Here is a 16,081-nt window from a genome sequence, read left to right as displayed (position 1 = left end):
GGTTACCGATCGCGAAAATGTTCACTCCCACAGCCCGTTACACAACTCGCGAGTATTTGCGATCCTGGACGGGTGACCGCCGAATCAGGCACCCATATAACGTGGAATGGTGTGGCTGACGTGACCGGTGAAGACCGCCGTCCGGCCACGCCAGAGGTCGTGCTGTGCGCAGTCGACGAGCCGCTGGCCCGGGCGTGGGAGTCGGCGGCAGGCAAGGTGTCGGGGCCGGTGAGCGTCCACCACGGATCGGTGCTGGACGTCGGCGCGCATGCCGTGGTCAGCCCCGCCAATTCGTACGGCTGGATGCGGGGCGGTATCAACGCCATGTACGCCAAGGCGTTCCCCGGGATCGAACAGCGTGTGCGCAGCGCCGTACTGGCCTACCACGGCGGGGAGCTGCCGGTCGGCGAAGCGCTCGTCGTGCCGACGGGAGAGCCCGCACCCACGTGGCTGATCAGCGCACCGACGATGCGGGAGCCCGGTGAGCAACTGCCGCCGGACACGGTGCATCCCTACCTCGCGGCCAAGGCGGTGTTCACGCTGTGGGCCGAGGGAACGGCCGACAGCACCGAGGGTTCCGACGTGGCGGACGGTGCGGTCACCGGCGACGCGGTGCCGCTGCGCGAGGCGGTCACCACGATCGCGCTGCCCGGCCTCGGCACCGGGGTCGGCGGCGTCGCCCCGGAAACCTGTGCCCATCAGGTCGCCGCCGCGTGGGACGAGGTCTTCGGGAGCTGACCCGGCGCCGATGGCGCCCCGCCGGGCCGGACGTCCGATGATCGGCCCGGGTGGGCCAGGGACGGCGGTAGAGTTCCGACCGTGTCCGTGACCGTCTGGATCTGGGTGCTCGTCGGGCTGGTACCGGTCGTGGTCGTCGTCGCCGTGCTCGTGACTCGGCACTCACATCGCTCCCGTTCCGGTTCGCACCCTCGCCACATGCCGCCACCGTCCGGGCCTCCCCAACCTCCGCCCGCCGGGCAGCCTTTCCCCGCCGGGCGGCCGTTCCCAGGCGGACAGCCGCCCACCGGCCAGCCCCCTGCCGCGCCCGATCCGGTCAGCATGGCCGCGGCCGCCCCTGCGATGCCGCTCGAACACCCGATGCAGTCGTACGACGGGCTCCGGGACTGCCGGGTCTCGTTCGACGACCGCGCACTGCGGTGGTCGCTGCGCGCGTCCTCCCGGATGATTCGTTTCACGATGGGCACCGGGGAGATCCGGCTCTCGCAGATCACGGGCATCCGCATCGTCGACATCCAGAAGGGCGCCCAGCCTCAGCTGAACCCGAACATCCAGGTCCCGCCCGGACCCGCCGTGGCCGTGGCGACGCCGCAGGGCGAGGCGTGTTTCGCCGTGGAGAACCCACAGCTGTTCGCCGCCCAGCTCGACGCGCGGCTCCGGGCACTCGGCCTCCCCGCGTGGATCCGCTGACCGGCGAATCACCCACGCGTGCCGCCGAATTGACATGCAAGTGTTTACTTGCCTAACGTGGGGATCGTGGCCGACGTCTTCAAGGCACTCGCCGATCCGACCAGGAGGACGATCCTCGACGAGCTGACCGAATGCACCGGCCAGACGTTGTTCGAGCTCTGCGGCCGGCTGACGACCCGGCACGGGCTCGCCTCGTCACGGCAGGCGATCTCACAGCACCTCGACGTCCTCGAAGCCGCCGGACTCGTCGAGACCCGCCGCGAGGGCCGGTACAAGTTCCACTACCTCGACACCGGACCACTCGAGGAGATCGCCGTGCGGTGGCTCGACCGCCCTGGCGCGCCACAGACCGGCGAGACCGACACGACCAGCGGCACGACCCACGACACCGGCACGACGAGCGACACCGGCACGACCGGGAAATGACCGGCACCCGCCGAACCCGTCCGACACCGAAACGGAGCCACCCGACCATGCGGATCCACATGACGAGCGTGTTCGTCGACGACCAGGAGAAGGCCCACCGCTTCTACACCGATGTGCTGGGCTTTCGCACCAAACACGACGTGGACATGGGAGGTGGCGCGCGCTGGTTGACGGTCGTCTCGCCGGAGAACCCGGAAGGCGCGGAACTGCTGCTCGAACCGGCGGGCCACCCCGCGGTGAAGCCCTACCGCGACGCACTGATCGCCGACGGGATCCCACTCGCGCAGTTCGCCGTCGACGACGTGCACGCCGAGTACGAACGGCTGAGCGCACTCGGCGTGGAGTTCACCCAGTCGCCCGTCGAGATGGGCCCGGTGACGACCGCGGTCCTCGACGACACGTGCGGCAACCTCATCCAGCTCGCCACCGAGGCACCCGCGCCGGAGTAGCAGTCCGCGCCCGCCTGGATCAGGGAAGTCGGGCGGGACGACGGCGCCTACGAGGTCTTCTCGTAGGCGCGTTCGACCTCGTCGAGCGACTGCATCAGGTCGACGACGACGTTGTTGAACCTCGTGATCACGACGGTCAACTCGGCGACGCCCTCGGCGATGTCGATACCGGCCTTGGAGATCTTCATCAGGATCGTCTTCACGGCGCCGGGCGCGAGTACGACCGTCGCGGCCTGAATCGCCGCGCTCACGAGCCCGCCCGCGAGGTCGGCGAGGATGTCGCGCACGTACGCCCGAACACTGTTCACGACGTCCTTGAGCTTCATCGCCGCCTTGGAGATCGCATCGGCCGCCTGCGTGGCGGCGGCCATCTGTTGCACGCAGGCGACCATGCGCTCCGCACAGGCACCCTTGGCCTCACCCTGCCAGTCGGTGGTGCCGTTCTTGAAGTCCTCCACGACCTGGACACCCTGCTCAGCCACGTGGCTGCCGACGTTGGACCAGGTGTTGGCATAGCCCGCCACCATGTCCGGGTTGCCGGTGAGCTGGTGCAGCACCATCCGCAGCGGCTCGACGTGTTCGAGCATCCAGCCGATCAGCTGCCCCGCCACGGCTGCGATCGGATCGGTGACCGCACCGAGAACGTCCGCGCCGACCATGCCGAGGCTCGCGGCCGCCGACGCCCAGTCACCTTCCTTCATCTGCGTAGCCGCGTCGACAACAGTCGACAGCGACGTGCCCTGCGTGAGGTTGTAGGCGCTGTCCATGTTGTCGAACTGGCCGTTCGCCGCGCCGATGGCAATCGTGGCAGGGTTGAGGCCGCCCGCCAGCACCGCGAACCCGGCGACGGCGCCCTCGGTGCTCTGCAGCATGTCGTACTGCTGACGTGAGTCCGTGGCGTCGTCGACCAGCGGGTTGTCCGACGACGGGTCGTCGCTGATGATCGAAGAGGACATCGGTTCACGCCTCCGTGGTCGTCGGGTACTCGGGGTACGGCTGCGGAGTGGGCATGGGAGCCGGCCGCGGCGTGTTCTGCGGCGGCTCCGGCGTCGGCATCGGCGCAGGCTGCGGCTCGTCCCCCGGCAGCTGGGGCTCCGGCATCGGGACCGGCTCGGGCGTGCCCCCGCCGTGCGTCAGCCCCGGTGCTTCCCCCGCCTTGCCCAGCTTCTCGAGGGTCTCTCGCAGCCGCTCGCGCATGGCCTGTTCCTGCTCTTCATACCGCTTCGCGGCCTCGCTGACGGTCTTGTCCAACTCCGAGAGCTCCTGCTGCGCCCGCTTGATCATCTGCCCACACCGTTCCTGCGGCTGCTTGAGGATCTCGTGCAGCCCCATCATCTGGCAGATCCACCCGTAGGCGTCGTTGAGATCCGTGACGTGCGAAGCCGCCTCCTGCGCAACGCCGACGGCCTCGGACCTGGCGGCGATGGTTTTGGCATATGCGCGCAGCTGGTCCGGGTCAGCGCCGAACCCCTTCGGTGGCGTCATCGTCGGTCCCTTCTCGGTCGGCCCGTCGCACGGGCTTCTCGGATGCTGTCCTCAGCGCAGGATTGAACCGCCGAAGCCCTCGTCGTCCTCGCCGTTGTCGGCGTCGCGCGACGGTCGCGAGGTCGGACGCCGCGGCGGCCGCTGCGGTTCCGGCTGAGACTCGCTCCGGTGGGACGCCTCGGGCGAGCCGCCCGGTCCGGCTGCGGGTTCGTCGTCCTCGATGGCGCCGAGTTGGCTGGACAGGTCCTGCGCCGCGCCACCGTGACCGGGGTCGTCGTCGCCGGGGTCGGGGTCGGGGAACTGCTCGCGGTATCCGGCCACGATGTCGCTCGCGGGGCCGTCCTCGCCGACCGTCGTGACCGTCAGGTCGGCCACGGTGTCGCGCAGTTCCGCCTGCGCCCGCCGCATCGTGTCCATCAGCGCGGCCGACAGTTCACGCGGATCGAGCCCCCGGCCACGGTCGGTGATCGTCAACTCCGTCGGCACTCCCTTGGAATCGACGGTCACGCGGGCCACCCCGTCGGGAGAGGTCCGGGTCACGGACGTCGCGTCGAGCCTGCTCTGCAGCTGGCCGTAGCGCTCGGCCTGCTGCTGCAGCCCCTGAGCCCACTGCTTGAGGTCGTCGGCCAGTTTCATCGGATCGGACGTCCGGCCGGACTGCTGCTCACCGGGCGTGGTCATAGCTGTTCCCCCTGAAACTCGTGAATGCACCGGTACCGCGACCGCGGACCGACACACGATTCTGACGGCGGCACGCTAACAACGAACACCGCGGGTGAGGTGCACAACGTCACAGTCCGTTTTCTGACGCCACGTCTTACCGTAAGAACTGCGTTACGAAAGTCGCGGGAACGGCCGGCCCATCGACGGGCGAGGAGTGAGCGAATGCCACGGGTCCGTGAGCTGAGCCCTTATGTTGAATTGCAGCGTGACCAGTGGCGGGAGCTCCGGCGCTCCACACCGCTCCCGCTGACGGCGGACGAGCTGGTCAGCCTGAGAGGCCTCGGCGAGCAGATCGACCTCACCGAGGTGGCCGAGGTGTATCTGCCGTTGTCCCGGCTGATCAACCTGCAGGTGGCCGCCCGGCAGCGGCTGTACGAAGCCACCACGACGTTCCTCGGCGAGGACACCCGGCCCTCCAAGGTCCCGTTCGTGATCGGTGTCGCGGGCAGCGTCGCGGTCGGCAAGTCGACCACCGCGCGCATCCTGCGCACCCTGCTGGCCCGCTGGCCCGACCATCCGCGCGTCGACCTCGTCACCACCGACGGATTCCTGCACCCACGCGACGAGCTGATGCGCCGCGGGATCATGCACCGGAAGGGCTTCCCCGAGAGCTACGACCGGCGCGCGCTGCTGCGATTCGTCACCGACGTCAAATCCGGTGCCGCCGAGGTGCACGCGCCCGTCTACTCGCACCTCGCCTACGACATCCTGCCTGGCGAGCAGCAGACGGTGCAGAGTCCGGACATCCTCATCATCGAGGGGCTGAACGTGCTGCAGCCCGGTCCGAGTCTGACCGTGTCGGATCTGTTCGACTTCTCGCTCTACGTCGACGCCCACACCGGTGACATCGAGCGCTGGTACATCGAGCGGTTCCTCAAGTTGCGGCACACCGCCTTCGCCGACCCCAGTTCGCACTTCCACCACTTCGCGGGCCTGTCCGATGAGGACGCCCGCTTCGAGGCGCAGCACCTCTGGAAGACGATCAACGAGCCGAATCTGGTGGAGAACATCCGCCCCACCCGCCCACGCGCGACGCTCGTGCTCCGCAAGGACAGCGACCACTCCATCAACCGCGTACGCCTGCGCAAGCTCTGACCCGCCACGCCGAGGACGGCGAAGCGTGACGCTCGGTGACGAAGCGCGGCCGTCGCGTGTGCCCGTGGGCGACGACCCGCGGTGATCCGGCCTGCGACAGCGGCGGGACGGCCGGTCGCGGGCGATTCACCGACATGGCCGGGCCGCGCGGTGACCTCGGCGCCCAGGGTCGCCGGAACTCCTCCGAAGGTCGCACCCTGACCGCGGGTTCCGTCGTTCTCGCAGCGGAACGGCTCTCGCCCGGCTACCGTGACGAGTCCGTTCACCCACACGCCGCCCAGGGGTTTCGGGCGACCGCGGAGCGCGACGTTACCTCGTGCTTTCGGTCGACCGGAGGGCGCGTGGTTTAGCCGGTTGGCCGATGGCTGAAGATCCAGTCCAGGCCCGACCCTGGTGAACGGAACACGAACTCCTACGAGGGGGAAGGGACGGTAGCCATGCTGGCGACCATCGTGACGTGGATCGGTGCGATTCTCGGGATCATCGTGCTGCTGGCCATGGCGTGCGGCGCCTTCGTACTCGACGCCGACGAGTCCCGCCGTGCGCAGGAGACCGCGCCCTGAGCGAACCGGTCAGGACCACAGGGACCGTTGCGGCGGCGCCTTCGGCAACGCGATGCGGGCGGCGCGGATCTCGTCCAGCAGCCGGGTCTTGCGGCGGTGCCGTGCGACGAGGCCGGCGAGATACTCGGCGAACTCGGCGGAGGTTCCCGCGTCGCGGTGAAGGGTCCGCAGCCGGCGCAGCGCCACCGCGGCACGCGCGTAGTTCGTGGCCGGGCTGCGGGCGTCCCTGCCGTCGATGAGCGAGTCGATGTGCCTGCGGTAGAGCTCGATGACGCCGGCGCGAGCCGCAGCCGGCGCGGTCCCGTTGGTCGGGCACGACTCGGCGTGCGGACCCGACTCGGCGGGCGGCGCGAGCAGGTTCCGGGTGAGCGTCCAGGCGTCCTCGTCGCGGCCCGCGGCGAGGAGTTCACCGATCCGTGAAGGGTCGCTGCCGCGGGCTCGGGCGGCGTGCGCGAGCGCTTCGGAGTGCCGGCCCGCGGCCCGCAGCACGCGCACGATCTTCAGGCTGACCTCCGTGTTCGGGAGCCGCCTCTGCCATGCGGCCACCAGCCCGTCGACCTCCCCGGTCAGTGCGGCGAGCTCCTGCGCGAGCCGCTCCGCAACCGGATCAGACTCCTCCACTGTGGACTCCGCGAGGCGGGCATCCACAGTGGATCGGATCCGTGCCAGGCCGTGTTCACCGAGCGGGCCCGCGAAGTCGTGCAGGGATACGACACGTGCCGGCTCGCCGAACGACAAGCCCATGATCCAGTCGGCGAGGTCCGTCGCCTCGGGCGGATGCGCAGCACACGCGCGGGCGTACAGCGCGAGCGCACGGTCGAGCATGGCTCCGGGCACGCGCGCCTCGGGAGCGGTTGCCCCGTCCGGGCAGGACTCGTCCGGGGTGGGTTCCACCGGCGCCGTCCCGTCGGAGGTGGGCTCGCCCGATGCGGTGATCCGGTCGACGGCCAGGCGCGCGAGCCGGGCGACGTCCACCCTGGTGCCCGCGTCCAGCATCCGTTCGAGGGTATCGAGTACCGCGGTCACCTGCGCAGGTTCACCGGGTCGACGCACCTGATCATGGTGTCACGACCGCCGGGTCGGTGGTAGCTCTCGGTGCCGGCACGCCGGCGTCGCCGACGGGACGCACCTCGGCATCGGCCTCACCGGCCCTGCCGAGTGGTGTCCCCGGCGCGGCCGACGCGAGCGCTGCGGCGTCGGCCAGCAGGTACAACGTGCCGCCGGCACGACTGGTCGCCGAGGCGAAGGCGCGGGTGCGCGCGTGCCAGTCGTCGGAGACGAGATCGACGAGCACGGCATCGAACTCCTCGCCGTGCAACGTCCGGGCCGTGCCGATGGCCAGGTCATACCGCCGTCCCGCGGCCTCGAGCCAGTGCGCCGCGGCGGTCCGATGTGGAGCGATGACCGCCGATCCGCGGGGCAGCGAGGCGATGACGCCCGCGTGCCGCACCGGTTCACCCGCCGTGTCGAGAACGACGACGTGCCCGCGGCGCAGCGTCGTCTCGGCCGGATCGGCGCCCTCGGTGGTGGCAGCGTCGGCAGCGCGGCGGTCGAGCGACACCCGGCGTGAGGCGGTCAGCACATAGCAGCCGCCGTGCATGCGGGCGTCCTCGGCCGTGCGGATTCCGCAGTGGGTGAACACGGTCGCGCCGCACCAACGGCGCACGGCGGCCTCGTCCCGTAGTTCCGGTCCCAGCCACGGTTGCGGCGAGTCGGGGTCGCCCGCGACGACGGCGGTGTGCCGCGCCAGGCCCACGGCGGCGAGGACCTCGGACAACGGTCTACTGCCGGCGTCGTCGACCAGTACGACGTCGAATCGGGTGTTCGCGTCACCGTGCGGCAGCGTGTCGCACCGGTGCACCGGGCCGTCGGTCGCCACGCAGGCACCCTCGCCGAGCCACCAGAGCCGCTCCTCGAGCTGACCGCGCCGGGCCGCCTGTTCCGCGGAGGCACGCGCCAGGTCGTCGTACTCGGTCTGCCGATCCGGCAGGCCGCGTCGAACGCATTCGGCGTGGAAGCGCATGTCCTGCTCCGACGGTTTCGTGGACCGGAGCTGTGCGATCTTCGCGTGCAGCTTCTGGACGCGGGTGTAGGCCTCCGACTCGTCACGCGCGGCTTCGTCGAGCCGGTGGTGCGCATCCGAGAGCGCGGTGTCGAGGGCCGACGCCCGCTCCGCCGTGATCGCTTCGTCGCCGCACGCGGCGATGCGCTGGCGCAGCGAATCACGTTCCCGTTCCGTGCGGTACAGCGCCTTGCGGTCGCGGTTCTTGCCTCGGTACGGGCGCCGTTCGACCCGCAGATGCAGCCGGGCCAGTTCCGCGTCGACGTCGGCCAGCCTGGCCGTGAGCGCCCGCAGCTCGGTCAGTTTGCGCCTGCCGTCGGAGGCGCCCGCCCAGTCGGTGCGAGCTCGGCGCAGTTCCTGCCTGGCCTGCGCAAGATCCGCCGCCGCGACGTCGTAGTCCCGTTGCGCTGCGGTGAGCTGCTGTTCGAGTTCGTCGGCGCGGAGCTGGTCGTCGATGCGGCGCCGCACCGCGTCGTAGGCGCCCCGGTCGAATCCGCGCAGCAACTCGCGCAGCTCCGGCAGCCGCGATTCGGCCGCGGAGAGGTCGGCGAGCTGCTGCTGCACGGTCAGCCGCGCCTGGTCGGGGACGCACGTGAGGACCTGTTCGGTGCGGGTCAGCAGGAGGACACGGAAACCGTCGCGGGCGAGTTCGTCGGCCGCCTCGTTCAGCAGGGTCGTCTTGCCGCTGCCCGGCCCGCCCCGGATGAGCCGGACGCCGGGCAGGAAACACGCCCGCTTGGGGTCGCCGTGCGCGCGGTCGGGCCTGCCGGTGGCGAGCCGGTCCGCGAGCGGCGCGAACCCGAGCTCGCGCAGGATGCTCGCGCGGTGATCGGTGACGGCGATCCGCGCCCACACACGATCGCATTCGGCGGGCAACGGGCCGGGATCGTCGAGCCGCAGGACGCCACGTCGCAGCCGCACCCCGACCGGGACGGCCGCACCGTCCCGCGGCCCGGCCGCTCCGGCGAGACGCACGTCGAGCAGCCTGCCGGGACGCGTACCGCGCAGGTCCACGACAAGGCCGTCTCCGGAGTCGCGCACCGGGCCCAGGTCGTGCCACTCGTCCTCTGCGGCCTGTTCCGTTCCCCCGCTGTGGGCGGTCTCCGTGCCTACCGCCTCGGCAGCCTCGTGCCGCCAGTTCCCCATCTCGTCCCCCTTCGCGCCTCTCGGTATCCAACCGTCTTCGAGGCTCAACAGGAGGGAATGTCCTTCGAGGGTGTGAGAGCGCCGTGTCGAACGTCCCCGATCGTGGGAGGGACCGCTAGGCGCACTCCACGCATGATCTCACCGTATCCAGACCGGTCACGCACCCTTTGGGTCGATGCACCGCAGAACCACCCCGCACATCCGAACAGATACGGTTGCACAACGTTACTGCAACCTTTAGGGTTCTGCTGATTTAAAACTACCGGGGAGGGGGAATTATGCCCGGCGATGGATACGACGTAGATCCGCTGCAGCTTCGCGACTACGCCGACTACGTCAGCAAGCTTTCCATGTCTGTAACCACGATCCAGTACTCAGCCATGTACGAGGGCATGAATCCAGAAGGTTTCACGGGGCTCCTGACCCCGATCGGCACTGCTTGCGAACAAGTTCGTGAACGGATCCTGACATCAGTCTTTTCGATGCTTCAGGCCAAATTGAACGAAACCGGCGAAGGCGTACGCGTGGCAGCAAAAAAGTACGGCCTCGCAGAAGCCGAGACTCAGGAGCAGGTCGAACGCGCAGAGGACACTGGGGGCCATCGTGTCGTATAGTGACACAACCCCGATCGAGGGCTTTAATCCAACGGTAGCGAAGACACCCCTCACCGACAAGCTCGACCGGCACAATTTCGGCATGGACGAGCTCGACTGGTTCTGGCGAAACTTTATTGGCGAGGACGGTGAGGGTTTGTACTCAGCTCTCGTTGAGCCAATAACGGGAGACTTCAACAGGATTGCCGAGAACGGCGAAGCATGGCAACACTGCGCAACCCAATTCCAAAGTCTCTCGCGGAACCTGACGGACAACACGGCGAGCCTGGTTGCAAACCACTGGACCAGCGGCGAGGCGTCAGAATCGTATCATCAATTCGTTGAAATAACATGGGTGGGCGCACTTTGGATCGCCGAAGAACTTTGCATCTTTATTGGAAAAGGGTTCGAAAAGGTATCTGAATGGTCCGTGAAGCTCGCGCAGAAGGCAATCGAAATAATCGAGACGATCGTGGAGGCGATCCTTAAGCTTGCAAAGAAGGTCGTCCCTGTTTTGGGCCAAGTGGCCGGCGCTGTCGAATGGATCGCTAGCGGTTTCGAAGACTTCCCTTACATATCGGACGTAGCCAGAATAAAGGACCTGATTGAACAGGTTTACAATATCCACAACAAGATTGAACAGATGGCCAACACTATTCGCTCCTATCTCAACGCATGTCAAGGGATGATGGACGCTGCGCGTGCGATACCAGAGATAAATTCCAGTCAGGACATGATTGAGATTACAAGGACGTTGAGCAGTGGCCAGCAAGACATGAAGGAGCAGAAGGAGGCGTACCAAAAACAAAAGAAGCAGCTGAATAACCAGATAAACAGCCTCGATCGCACCTTAAATCCGGAAGACTACAAGGACGAAAGTTCCCAAGGAAATTAGGCAGAGCAGATGCGGTCCTTCTCCATGTCAGATTGGTATACTCCAGAGGCGCGTGACGCCGAGCGCGAGTGCGATCGTGTTATCGAGGACGCCGCGGAAACCATCAGAGAGACAGATGAGCTGCTGGAAGAATTCCGAGAAGATATGGTGGTAACGCAGGAGGAAATTGATAGTTTCAGGGCGCTGGTTGAAGGGCGCTGCCGCACACCTGAGTGGGATGCGGTAATTTCTCGTATCAATCACGGCGAGTTGAACTGGAAACAACTTTTAGAAGGAAAGTATTCTGCAGACTCGGAAGTTGTTGCCGCATTTGCATCTCTGCGTTCCATTGAACCACTGCCTGCGACCTCTGAGCACGAAGCGGACGATTACCGAGCACCCGACCCCACGGGAGATCGCAATGGTCGCGGAACTCACGAAAATAACGCACCGACCGATGACGAATACTTCGATGAGATGGACATCTTCGGAAGAAGATAGATTGGCGTGGAAAGTGCGAACTCACCTGGTAAAAAGCAGCGTGACATCAACCTGTGCAGCTGCACTTATGCTCCTCGTGGCTGGCTGCGGAGCAAGCGAGGGGGGCGCTGAGACAGCTTCGACGTCAAAACGCCTGCCGAACGGTGATGCGTGCTCATTGCTCCCTAAAAAGGAGGCCAACCGCATACTTGAGACTAACAATACTGAGACGACTCCCGCCGACTACCAGTGCGATTTCAGTTCGCAAACAGGATTCGACAGTTTTAACGTCATCCGCGGTCAGGATATGAGCAAGATGGAAACTGGAGAATCCGTAAATATTTCAGGAGTCGAAGGTGGGCGACTCGAGGCCACGGATTCTGGTTGTGGCGTGAGCGTGAAATTGGACTCGGATGACCCTAAACAGCAGTTCGCGGTCGTCAGTATTGTAAATCCGGGCGGAGACCTTCAAAAGGATGCCTGCGCCGTCGCAGACGAGGCCGCAAAATCAATCATCAACAATCTTCCGGAGTGAGCGATGCCCGATTGGTTCTGGTTTGTAGTGTCACCATTGGTGCTTATCGGATATCTATACTACACGTGGAAGCAGAAGCGGCAAACCAAGGACACATACCGGACGGCAGCGAACCGGCTCGGGTGGAAATATACTGAGTCTGATGAGGGCCTTGCAAACTACCACTCTGGCCCTCCTTTCGAATGGGGCCGATGGAAGAAAGCGGAGCACGTTTTCCGGGGGAAATACAGGGGGCGCTCCGTTATTGTCTTTGAGTTCAGCTCACGATTGGAAGAGTTTGACAAGGCCGGAGACGAACGATCGAAGCGCGATCATTACCAAATTGTCTCCATTAAACTGAACAGCCCGAAGTCGTCATTTGATGTGGAAACGCGCGGTTTTGCCAGCAAGGTCGCACGACACAGCGGTCTCGCCAACGCGGGTACTGGTGACACCGCGTTCGACAATCGATTCACCGTCGAATCCGAAGACAACGAGTACGTATCATCGGTGTTGACAGAAGAAGTGCGGCAATGGCTCCTGCGCGACAAACGGGCAGACGACAACCCCATCCGCGTGCTCGGCGACGAAATCGTTACGTGGCGCTTCGGCATGCTCGACCTGCAGGACGTTGAGGACCGAGTCGAGTTCCTCTGTGACCTGCTCGAAAGAACACCGCGCCTCGCCACATAGCTGACGAGCCGCGGTCACGACCACGGCGTCTGCGGACGTTGCTGGAGCAGGCCGTCCACGCGGACGTCGACCCGTTCGTCGGCGAAACAGATCAGCCCCGCGATGCGCTGACTCTCGGCCAGCGGGTTGCGGTACGACCAGGCGATGTCGGTGTGGTCGCCGACGGACCAGTACTCGGCCGCACCCTTGTACGGGCAGTGCGTGACGGTGTCGGTGCGTGCCAGCCGGTCGAGGCGCACGTGCGGTTTCGGCAGGTAGTACCGCACCGGCAGGCCGGTTTCGAACAGCAACCACGGCGAGTCCGATTCGGCGACCGGTTCGCCGTCGATGTCGATGCGCACGTGCCGCGAACTCGGCAGGATGTCGATCCGCGTGTGCGGATCTCTGGCGTGGGTGTAGACCTCCTCGTCCTCCTCGAACCAGTGGTCCATCGCGGGCCAGTCGAGGCGGACGTAACCTCCGAGCGTGCCCCCGGGGTATTCGACGGCGGCGTCGACGGCGTCGCGGCCACCCGCGTGCACGGTCGACAGCTTTCCGTCACCGAGGTGCGAGGCGCGGGTCCGTCCACTCGGGACGAGAACGTCATCGCGGACGTCCTCCCGCGGCAGGTAGTAGGTCGGGTAGTACGGGTTCTCCCACACGAGCAGCGGACGGGTCGTGTCCGCGACCACGACACCCGCGAACACAACCCTCACCCGCTTCGCGGACTGCTCCGTACGCGGCGCATCGGCGACCATGCCGATGACGGTACGCGCATCGGCGAAGGGTTTCAGCGCCGAGAACCCGCAACGGCACCCGACCCGCATCGGCCCCGTGTTCGTCGGGTGGAGGTGCGCCGGGTGCAGGTTCGCGGGGGCAGCGGCCGGTGCCGTACGAAACCGTCGGTGAGGACGTAACCTCGAATCATGGCCATCCAGGTTCTCCTCGTCGACGATCACGAGGTCGTCCGGCGCGGATTGCGTGACCTGCTCGGCGACGAACCGGACATCACGGTCGTAGCGGAAGCCAGCACCGCCGACGAGGCGTTGGCCGTCGCGCTGCACGTCGAACCGGACGTGGCCGTCGTGGACATGCGGCTCGGCGGTTCGGAGAGCGACGGGGTGGAGCTGTGCCGGCGGCTACGAGCGCTGAGCAGCCCGCCGTACTGTCTCGTGCTCACCGCCTTCGAGCACGAGGAAGCCATGGTCGGCGCCATCCGGGCGGGGGCGTCGGGGTACCTGCTGAAGCAGGTCCGCGGGCAGGACGTCGTCCATGCGGTGCGTGAGGTGGGTGCGGGGCGTTCGCTGCTCGACCCGGTCACCACCGCCCGGCTGCTCGACACGATGCGCGGCGACGGCGAGCCCGATCGCCTGGCCGGGCTGTCCGAACGCGAGCGCAGCGTCCTCGACCTCATCGGCCAGGGCCTGTCGAACCGCGAGATCGCACAGCACTTGTTCCTCGCCGAGAAGACCGTGAAGAACTACGTGACGTCGCTGCTCGGCAAGCTCGGCATGCAACGCCGCACCCAGGCCGCCGCATGGGTCGCCCGGCACACCGCGGGCCCCGACCGCACCCACTGACCCGCGTGCCCTGCGCCCGCCGAGCCATGCCCTCCGCCCGCGAGTAACACGCACTCGCCACTTCCGCCGGCAGCTGCGCGTCGAGCAAGGGCGGCACGTGCCCGCCCGGCGTGAGTTCGACCCGGTGCTCCGCCCGCGCTCGCCGCTCGTTCGGCCTACCCGTCGGGGTCGACCTTCTCCAGCAACCGGCGCGCCCGTTGGGCCAGGTTCCCCGGCTGCCACTCCGTCTCCGCCGCATCCAGCCCTTCCGCCACCAAAGCATCGACGTTCCGGGCGGCCTCGTCGTCGAGCGGATCGACCACGGTCAACACCTGCCGAGCGCCATGCGCGTCGATCTCGCCGGCGCGCATCGCTGCGAGCAACCGCGGCGTCCGCCTCGCCAACGACTTGCCGTCGTCGATGCGGCGTTCGACCTCACGGGCCGAGACCCGCAGCACCGGCCTCAACTCCTCAGCCACACCACGGTCATCACCCATGGCCGCCGAGATATCGGCCAGCAGCGTCAGCTCTTCGGCATCGAGCTGTGCCCGCTGGGCACGCAGGTCCCGCAGCTGCTCGACCTTGCCTCCAACACCGCCGTCGACCACGCCGCCATCTCCAATACCGTCCCCCATGTCATCCACAACGCTCACAATATCGAACCCATGGTCGAATGGCCATTGCGCGATAGAGTGGACCAACGTCGGCGATACCCGACGAAACCCCGGCCGGCGAAGCACCTCGGGGCAGGCCGACCGGCGTCGCCGGGTTCGTCACCAGGCACGTCGCCGGACGGTCTCGACCTGCACATCGGCCCGGCAACGCACGGCATGATCGCGGCGGGCGAACGGCTGCGGGTGCGACGACTCCCTACAGGGGGATTTCCAGTGCGACCATCGTGCCCATGCTGGGTGAGGAGTTCACGTCGAACCGGCCACCCGCGGCGCCGGCACGTTCGGCGAGGTGACGCAGCCCGCGGCGGGCGACGTCGGCCGGGACGCCGCATCCGTTGTCGCGCACCCTCAACCGGACCTCGCGGTCGTCCCGTTCGAGCGTCACGCGCACCTCGCTCGCGCCGGAGTGGCGCACCACATTGGACAGTGCCTCGCGCAGAGCGGCGCGGATGTGGTCTCCGCGTTCGCCGGGGATGCCTGCCAGCTCGCCCGACAGTTCGAGGGTCGGCGGGTAGCCGAGCAGTTCACCGGCGATGCGCACCTCGGAGCGTGCCGACTCGGCGAGATCACTGGCGTCGGGCGTCTCGGGTACGGGTTCGGACGATCGCAGTTCACGCACGGTGCCGCGGATCTCCTCGATCGTCTGGTCGAGCTGCTCGATGGCCTCGCCGAGCCGGTCGCGTTCGGTACGGGCGAACCGCCGGTGCAGCCTGCGATGGACGCGGTCGAGCTGCATGCCCGCCGCGTACAGCCGCTGGACGACGACGTCGTGCAGTTCGCGGGCGATGCGTTCGCGCTCCTGATACAGGGTCAGCCGGTGACGCGCGTCGGCACCGTCGGCCAGCGCGAGGACGACGCCAGCCTGCCCCGCGAACGCCGTGAGCAGTTCGCCGGTGCCGGTGTCGAACGGCACGCGGTGCGGCGACCGGTATGCGGTGAGCACGCCGAGCTGTTTGCCTCCGGTGCCGAACGGGGCAGCGGCGAACGGCCCGTATCCGGCGAGTACGACGGGCACGAACTGGGACGTGCGCGGGTCGCTGGTGACGTCGTCGGCGAACACCGGCTCGGCGCCGCCCGCGACCCGTCCCGCTGCCGACTCGGCGGGCAGCACGAGCCCGACGAGCCCCGTGGTGTCGGCACCGTAGGCGGCTTCGACGGTGACGCTGCCGTCCTCGTCACGGACCATGAGCAGGCCGAGGTCGGCGTCGGCGATCTGCACGGCGTGCCGGACGACCATGGGCAGCACGGCGTCGGGGTCGTCCCCGGACAACACGGTCGTCGTGATCTCGGTGGCGGCGGACAGCGCCCGCGCGGCGACGTTCGGTTCCATCAGACTTC

At 67.3% G+C, this 16,081-nt stretch carries 20 protein-coding genes; 12 read left to right on the top strand and 8 right to left on the bottom strand.

Going from position 1 to position 16,081, the window contains the following annotated elements; all coding sequences use genetic code 11:
- Positions 1 to 72: 72 nt before the first annotated feature.
- The 4 genes from LY12_RS16750 (at position 73) to LY12_RS16735 (ending at position 2,303) form a co-directional block, all read left to right on the top strand.
- Entirely contained in the window at positions 73 to 738 is a 666-nt protein-coding gene (locus LY12_RS16750; protein WP_253857806.1) for a macro domain-containing protein, read from the top strand.
- An 81-nt stretch (positions 739 to 819) separates the two neighbouring features.
- Complete coding sequence (locus LY12_RS16745; RefSeq protein ID WP_253857804.1) at positions 820 to 1,428, top strand: hypothetical protein; 609 nt, start codon at positions 820 to 822, stop codon at positions 1,426 to 1,428.
- A 63-nt stretch (positions 1,429 to 1,491) separates the two neighbouring features.
- Positions 1,492 to 1,854: an ArsR/SmtB family transcription factor gene (locus LY12_RS16740; RefSeq protein ID WP_253858873.1), complete on the top strand. Its 363-nt coding sequence runs from the start codon at positions 1,492 to 1,494 to the stop codon at positions 1,852 to 1,854.
- Positions 1,855 to 1,901: 47 nt separating this feature from the next.
- On the top strand, positions 1,902 to 2,303 hold the full coding sequence (locus LY12_RS16735) for a VOC family protein (protein WP_253857802.1): 402 nt from the start codon (positions 1,902 to 1,904) through the stop codon (positions 2,301 to 2,303).
- A 47-nt stretch (positions 2,304 to 2,350) separates the two neighbouring features.
- Here LY12_RS16735 and LY12_RS16730 read toward each other — a convergent pair whose 3' ends face one another.
- Genes LY12_RS16730 through LY12_RS16720 form a run of 3 tightly spaced genes read right to left on the bottom strand, consistent with a single transcriptional unit; the run spans position 2,351 to position 4,469 of the window.
- Positions 2,351 to 3,259 carry a hypothetical protein gene (locus LY12_RS16730; protein WP_253857800.1) on the bottom strand — a complete coding sequence of 303 codons (909 nt, stop codon included), beginning with the start codon at positions 3,257 to 3,259 and terminating at the stop codon, positions 2,351 to 2,353.
- Between the two features lie 4 nt (positions 3,260 to 3,263).
- A complete protein-coding gene (locus LY12_RS16725) occupies positions 3,264 to 3,788 on the bottom strand; it encodes a type VII secretion target (protein ID WP_253857798.1) in 525 nt (174 codons plus the stop codon).
- A 51-nt stretch (positions 3,789 to 3,839) separates the two neighbouring features.
- Positions 3,840 to 4,469, bottom strand: coding sequence for a YbaB/EbfC family nucleoid-associated protein (locus LY12_RS16720; RefSeq protein ID WP_253857796.1), 630 nt, complete (start codon positions 4,467 to 4,469; stop codon positions 3,840 to 3,842).
- 204 nt (positions 4,470 to 4,673) lie between these two features.
- On the opposite strand from LY12_RS16720, the gene coaA reads away from it, so the two are divergent.
- Positions 4,674 to 5,606, top strand: coding sequence for a type I pantothenate kinase (gene coaA, locus LY12_RS16715; protein WP_253857795.1), 933 nt, complete (start codon positions 4,674 to 4,676; stop codon positions 5,604 to 5,606).
- Positions 5,607 to 6,043: 437 nt separating this feature from the next.
- Complete coding sequence (locus LY12_RS25930) at positions 6,044 to 6,169, top strand: hypothetical protein (RefSeq protein WP_301302784.1); 126 nt, start codon at positions 6,044 to 6,046, stop codon at positions 6,167 to 6,169.
- Positions 6,170 to 6,178: 9 nt separating this feature from the next.
- Here the strand turns inward: LY12_RS25930 and LY12_RS16710 are convergent, their stop codons facing one another.
- Positions 6,179 to 7,195, bottom strand: coding sequence for a hypothetical protein (locus tag LY12_RS16710; protein ID WP_253857792.1), 1,017 nt, complete (start codon positions 7,193 to 7,195; stop codon positions 6,179 to 6,181).
- A 31-nt stretch (positions 7,196 to 7,226) separates the two neighbouring features.
- Positions 7,227 to 9,377, bottom strand: coding sequence for a coiled-coil domain-containing protein (locus LY12_RS16705; RefSeq protein ID WP_253857790.1), 2,151 nt, complete (start codon positions 9,375 to 9,377; stop codon positions 7,227 to 7,229).
- Between the two features lie 278 nt (positions 9,378 to 9,655).
- Here LY12_RS16705 and LY12_RS16700 point away from each other — a divergent pair, with 278 nt between their 5' ends.
- The 5 genes from LY12_RS16700 to LY12_RS16680 all read left to right on the top strand — a co-directional run bounded on the left by LY12_RS16700 (position 9,656) and on the right by LY12_RS16680 (position 12,531).
- Positions 9,656 to 9,991, top strand: a complete 336-nt coding sequence (locus LY12_RS16700) for a hypothetical protein (RefSeq protein WP_253857788.1) — start codon at positions 9,656 to 9,658, stop codon at positions 9,989 to 9,991.
- Positions 9,992 to 10,073: 82 nt separating this feature from the next.
- The gene (locus tag LY12_RS16695; RefSeq protein WP_253857786.1) at positions 10,074 to 10,865 is read left to right on the top strand and encodes a hypothetical protein; all 792 of its coding nucleotides are present in this window, start codon (positions 10,074 to 10,076) and stop codon (positions 10,863 to 10,865) included.
- Positions 10,866 to 10,889: 24 nt separating this feature from the next.
- Positions 10,890 to 11,345, top strand: coding sequence for a hypothetical protein (locus LY12_RS16690; protein ID WP_253857784.1), 456 nt, complete (start codon positions 10,890 to 10,892; stop codon positions 11,343 to 11,345).
- 13 nt (positions 11,346 to 11,358) lie between these two features.
- Positions 11,359 to 11,859 carry a DUF3558 domain-containing protein gene (locus LY12_RS16685; protein ID WP_253857782.1) on the top strand — a complete coding sequence of 167 codons (501 nt, stop codon included), beginning with the start codon at positions 11,359 to 11,361 and terminating at the stop codon, positions 11,857 to 11,859.
- A gap of 3 nt (positions 11,860 to 11,862) precedes the next feature.
- A complete protein-coding gene (locus LY12_RS16680; protein WP_253857781.1) occupies positions 11,863 to 12,531 on the top strand; it encodes a hypothetical protein in 669 nt (222 codons plus the stop codon).
- A gap of 14 nt (positions 12,532 to 12,545) precedes the next feature.
- Here LY12_RS16680 and LY12_RS16675 read toward each other — a convergent pair whose 3' ends face one another.
- Positions 12,546 to 13,268 carry a DUF427 domain-containing protein gene (locus tag LY12_RS16675; protein WP_253857780.1) on the bottom strand — a complete coding sequence of 241 codons (723 nt, stop codon included), beginning with the start codon at positions 13,266 to 13,268 and terminating at the stop codon, positions 12,546 to 12,548.
- A 168-nt stretch (positions 13,269 to 13,436) separates the two neighbouring features.
- Here LY12_RS16675 and LY12_RS16670 point away from each other — a divergent pair, with 168 nt between their 5' ends.
- Positions 13,437 to 14,090 (top strand): response regulator, encoded by a 654-nt coding sequence (locus LY12_RS16670; RefSeq protein ID WP_253857779.1) that lies wholly within the window; start codon positions 13,437 to 13,439, stop codon positions 14,088 to 14,090.
- A gap of 155 nt (positions 14,091 to 14,245) precedes the next feature.
- Here the strand turns inward: LY12_RS16670 and LY12_RS16665 are convergent, their stop codons facing one another.
- Both LY12_RS16665 and LY12_RS16660 read right to left on the bottom strand, forming a co-directional pair.
- The gene (locus LY12_RS16665) at positions 14,246 to 14,704 is read right to left on the bottom strand and encodes a DUF222 domain-containing protein (RefSeq protein ID WP_253858872.1); all 459 of its coding nucleotides are present in this window, start codon (positions 14,702 to 14,704) and stop codon (positions 14,246 to 14,248) included.
- A 235-nt stretch (positions 14,705 to 14,939) separates the two neighbouring features.
- Positions 14,940 to 16,073: a GAF domain-containing sensor histidine kinase gene (locus LY12_RS16660; protein ID WP_253857777.1), complete on the bottom strand. Its 1,134-nt coding sequence runs from the start codon at positions 16,071 to 16,073 to the stop codon at positions 14,940 to 14,942.
- Between the last annotated feature and the right edge of the window lie 8 nt (positions 16,074 to 16,081).

It is taken from the genome of Prauserella alba (assembly GCF_024171735.1).
Lineage (GTDB): Bacteria > Actinomycetota > Actinomycetes > Mycobacteriales > Pseudonocardiaceae > Prauserella > Prauserella alba.
This window is presented reverse-complemented; position numbering and strand designations above follow the sequence as displayed.

Coding starts and splice junctions, on each gene's coding strand:
- LY12_RS16720 (WP_253857796.1), bottom strand. CDS start 4,469: ATGACCACGCCCGGTGAGCAGCAGTCCGGCCGGACGTCCGATCCGATG.
- LY12_RS16730 (WP_253857800.1), bottom strand. CDS start 3,259: ATGTCCTCTTCGATCATCAGCGACGACCCGTCGTCGGACAACCCGCTG.
- LY12_RS16670 (WP_253857779.1), top strand. CDS start 13,437: ATGGCCATCCAGGTTCTCCTCGTCGACGATCACGAGGTCGTCCGGCGC.
- LY12_RS25930 (WP_301302784.1), top strand. CDS start 6,044: ATGCTGGCGACCATCGTGACGTGGATCGGTGCGATTCTCGGGATCATC.
- LY12_RS16695 (WP_253857786.1), top strand. CDS start 10,074: ATGGACGAGCTCGACTGGTTCTGGCGAAACTTTATTGGCGAGGACGGT.
- LY12_RS16705 (WP_253857790.1), bottom strand. CDS start 9,377: ATGGGGAACTGGCGGCACGAGGCTGCCGAGGCGGTAGGCACGGAGACC.
- LY12_RS16665 (WP_253858872.1), bottom strand. CDS start 14,704: ATGGGGGACGGTATTGGAGATGGCGGCGTGGTCGACGGCGGTGTTGGA.
- LY12_RS16675 (WP_253857780.1), bottom strand. CDS start 13,268: ATGGTCGCCGATGCGCCGCGTACGGAGCAGTCCGCGAAGCGGGTGAGG.
- LY12_RS16660 (WP_253857777.1), bottom strand. CDS start 16,073: ATGGAACCGAACGTCGCCGCGCGGGCGCTGTCCGCCGCCACCGAGATC.
- LY12_RS16725 (WP_253857798.1), bottom strand. CDS start 3,788: ATGACGCCACCGAAGGGGTTCGGCGCTGACCCGGACCAGCTGCGCGCA.
- LY12_RS16680 (WP_253857781.1), top strand. CDS start 11,863: ATGCCCGATTGGTTCTGGTTTGTAGTGTCACCATTGGTGCTTATCGGA.
- LY12_RS16700 (WP_253857788.1), top strand. CDS start 9,656: ATGCCCGGCGATGGATACGACGTAGATCCGCTGCAGCTTCGCGACTAC.
- coaA (WP_253857795.1), top strand. CDS start 4,674: ATGCCACGGGTCCGTGAGCTGAGCCCTTATGTTGAATTGCAGCGTGAC.
- LY12_RS16735 (WP_253857802.1), top strand. CDS start 1,902: ATGCGGATCCACATGACGAGCGTGTTCGTCGACGACCAGGAGAAGGCC.
- LY12_RS16690 (WP_253857784.1), top strand. CDS start 10,890: ATGTCAGATTGGTATACTCCAGAGGCGCGTGACGCCGAGCGCGAGTGC.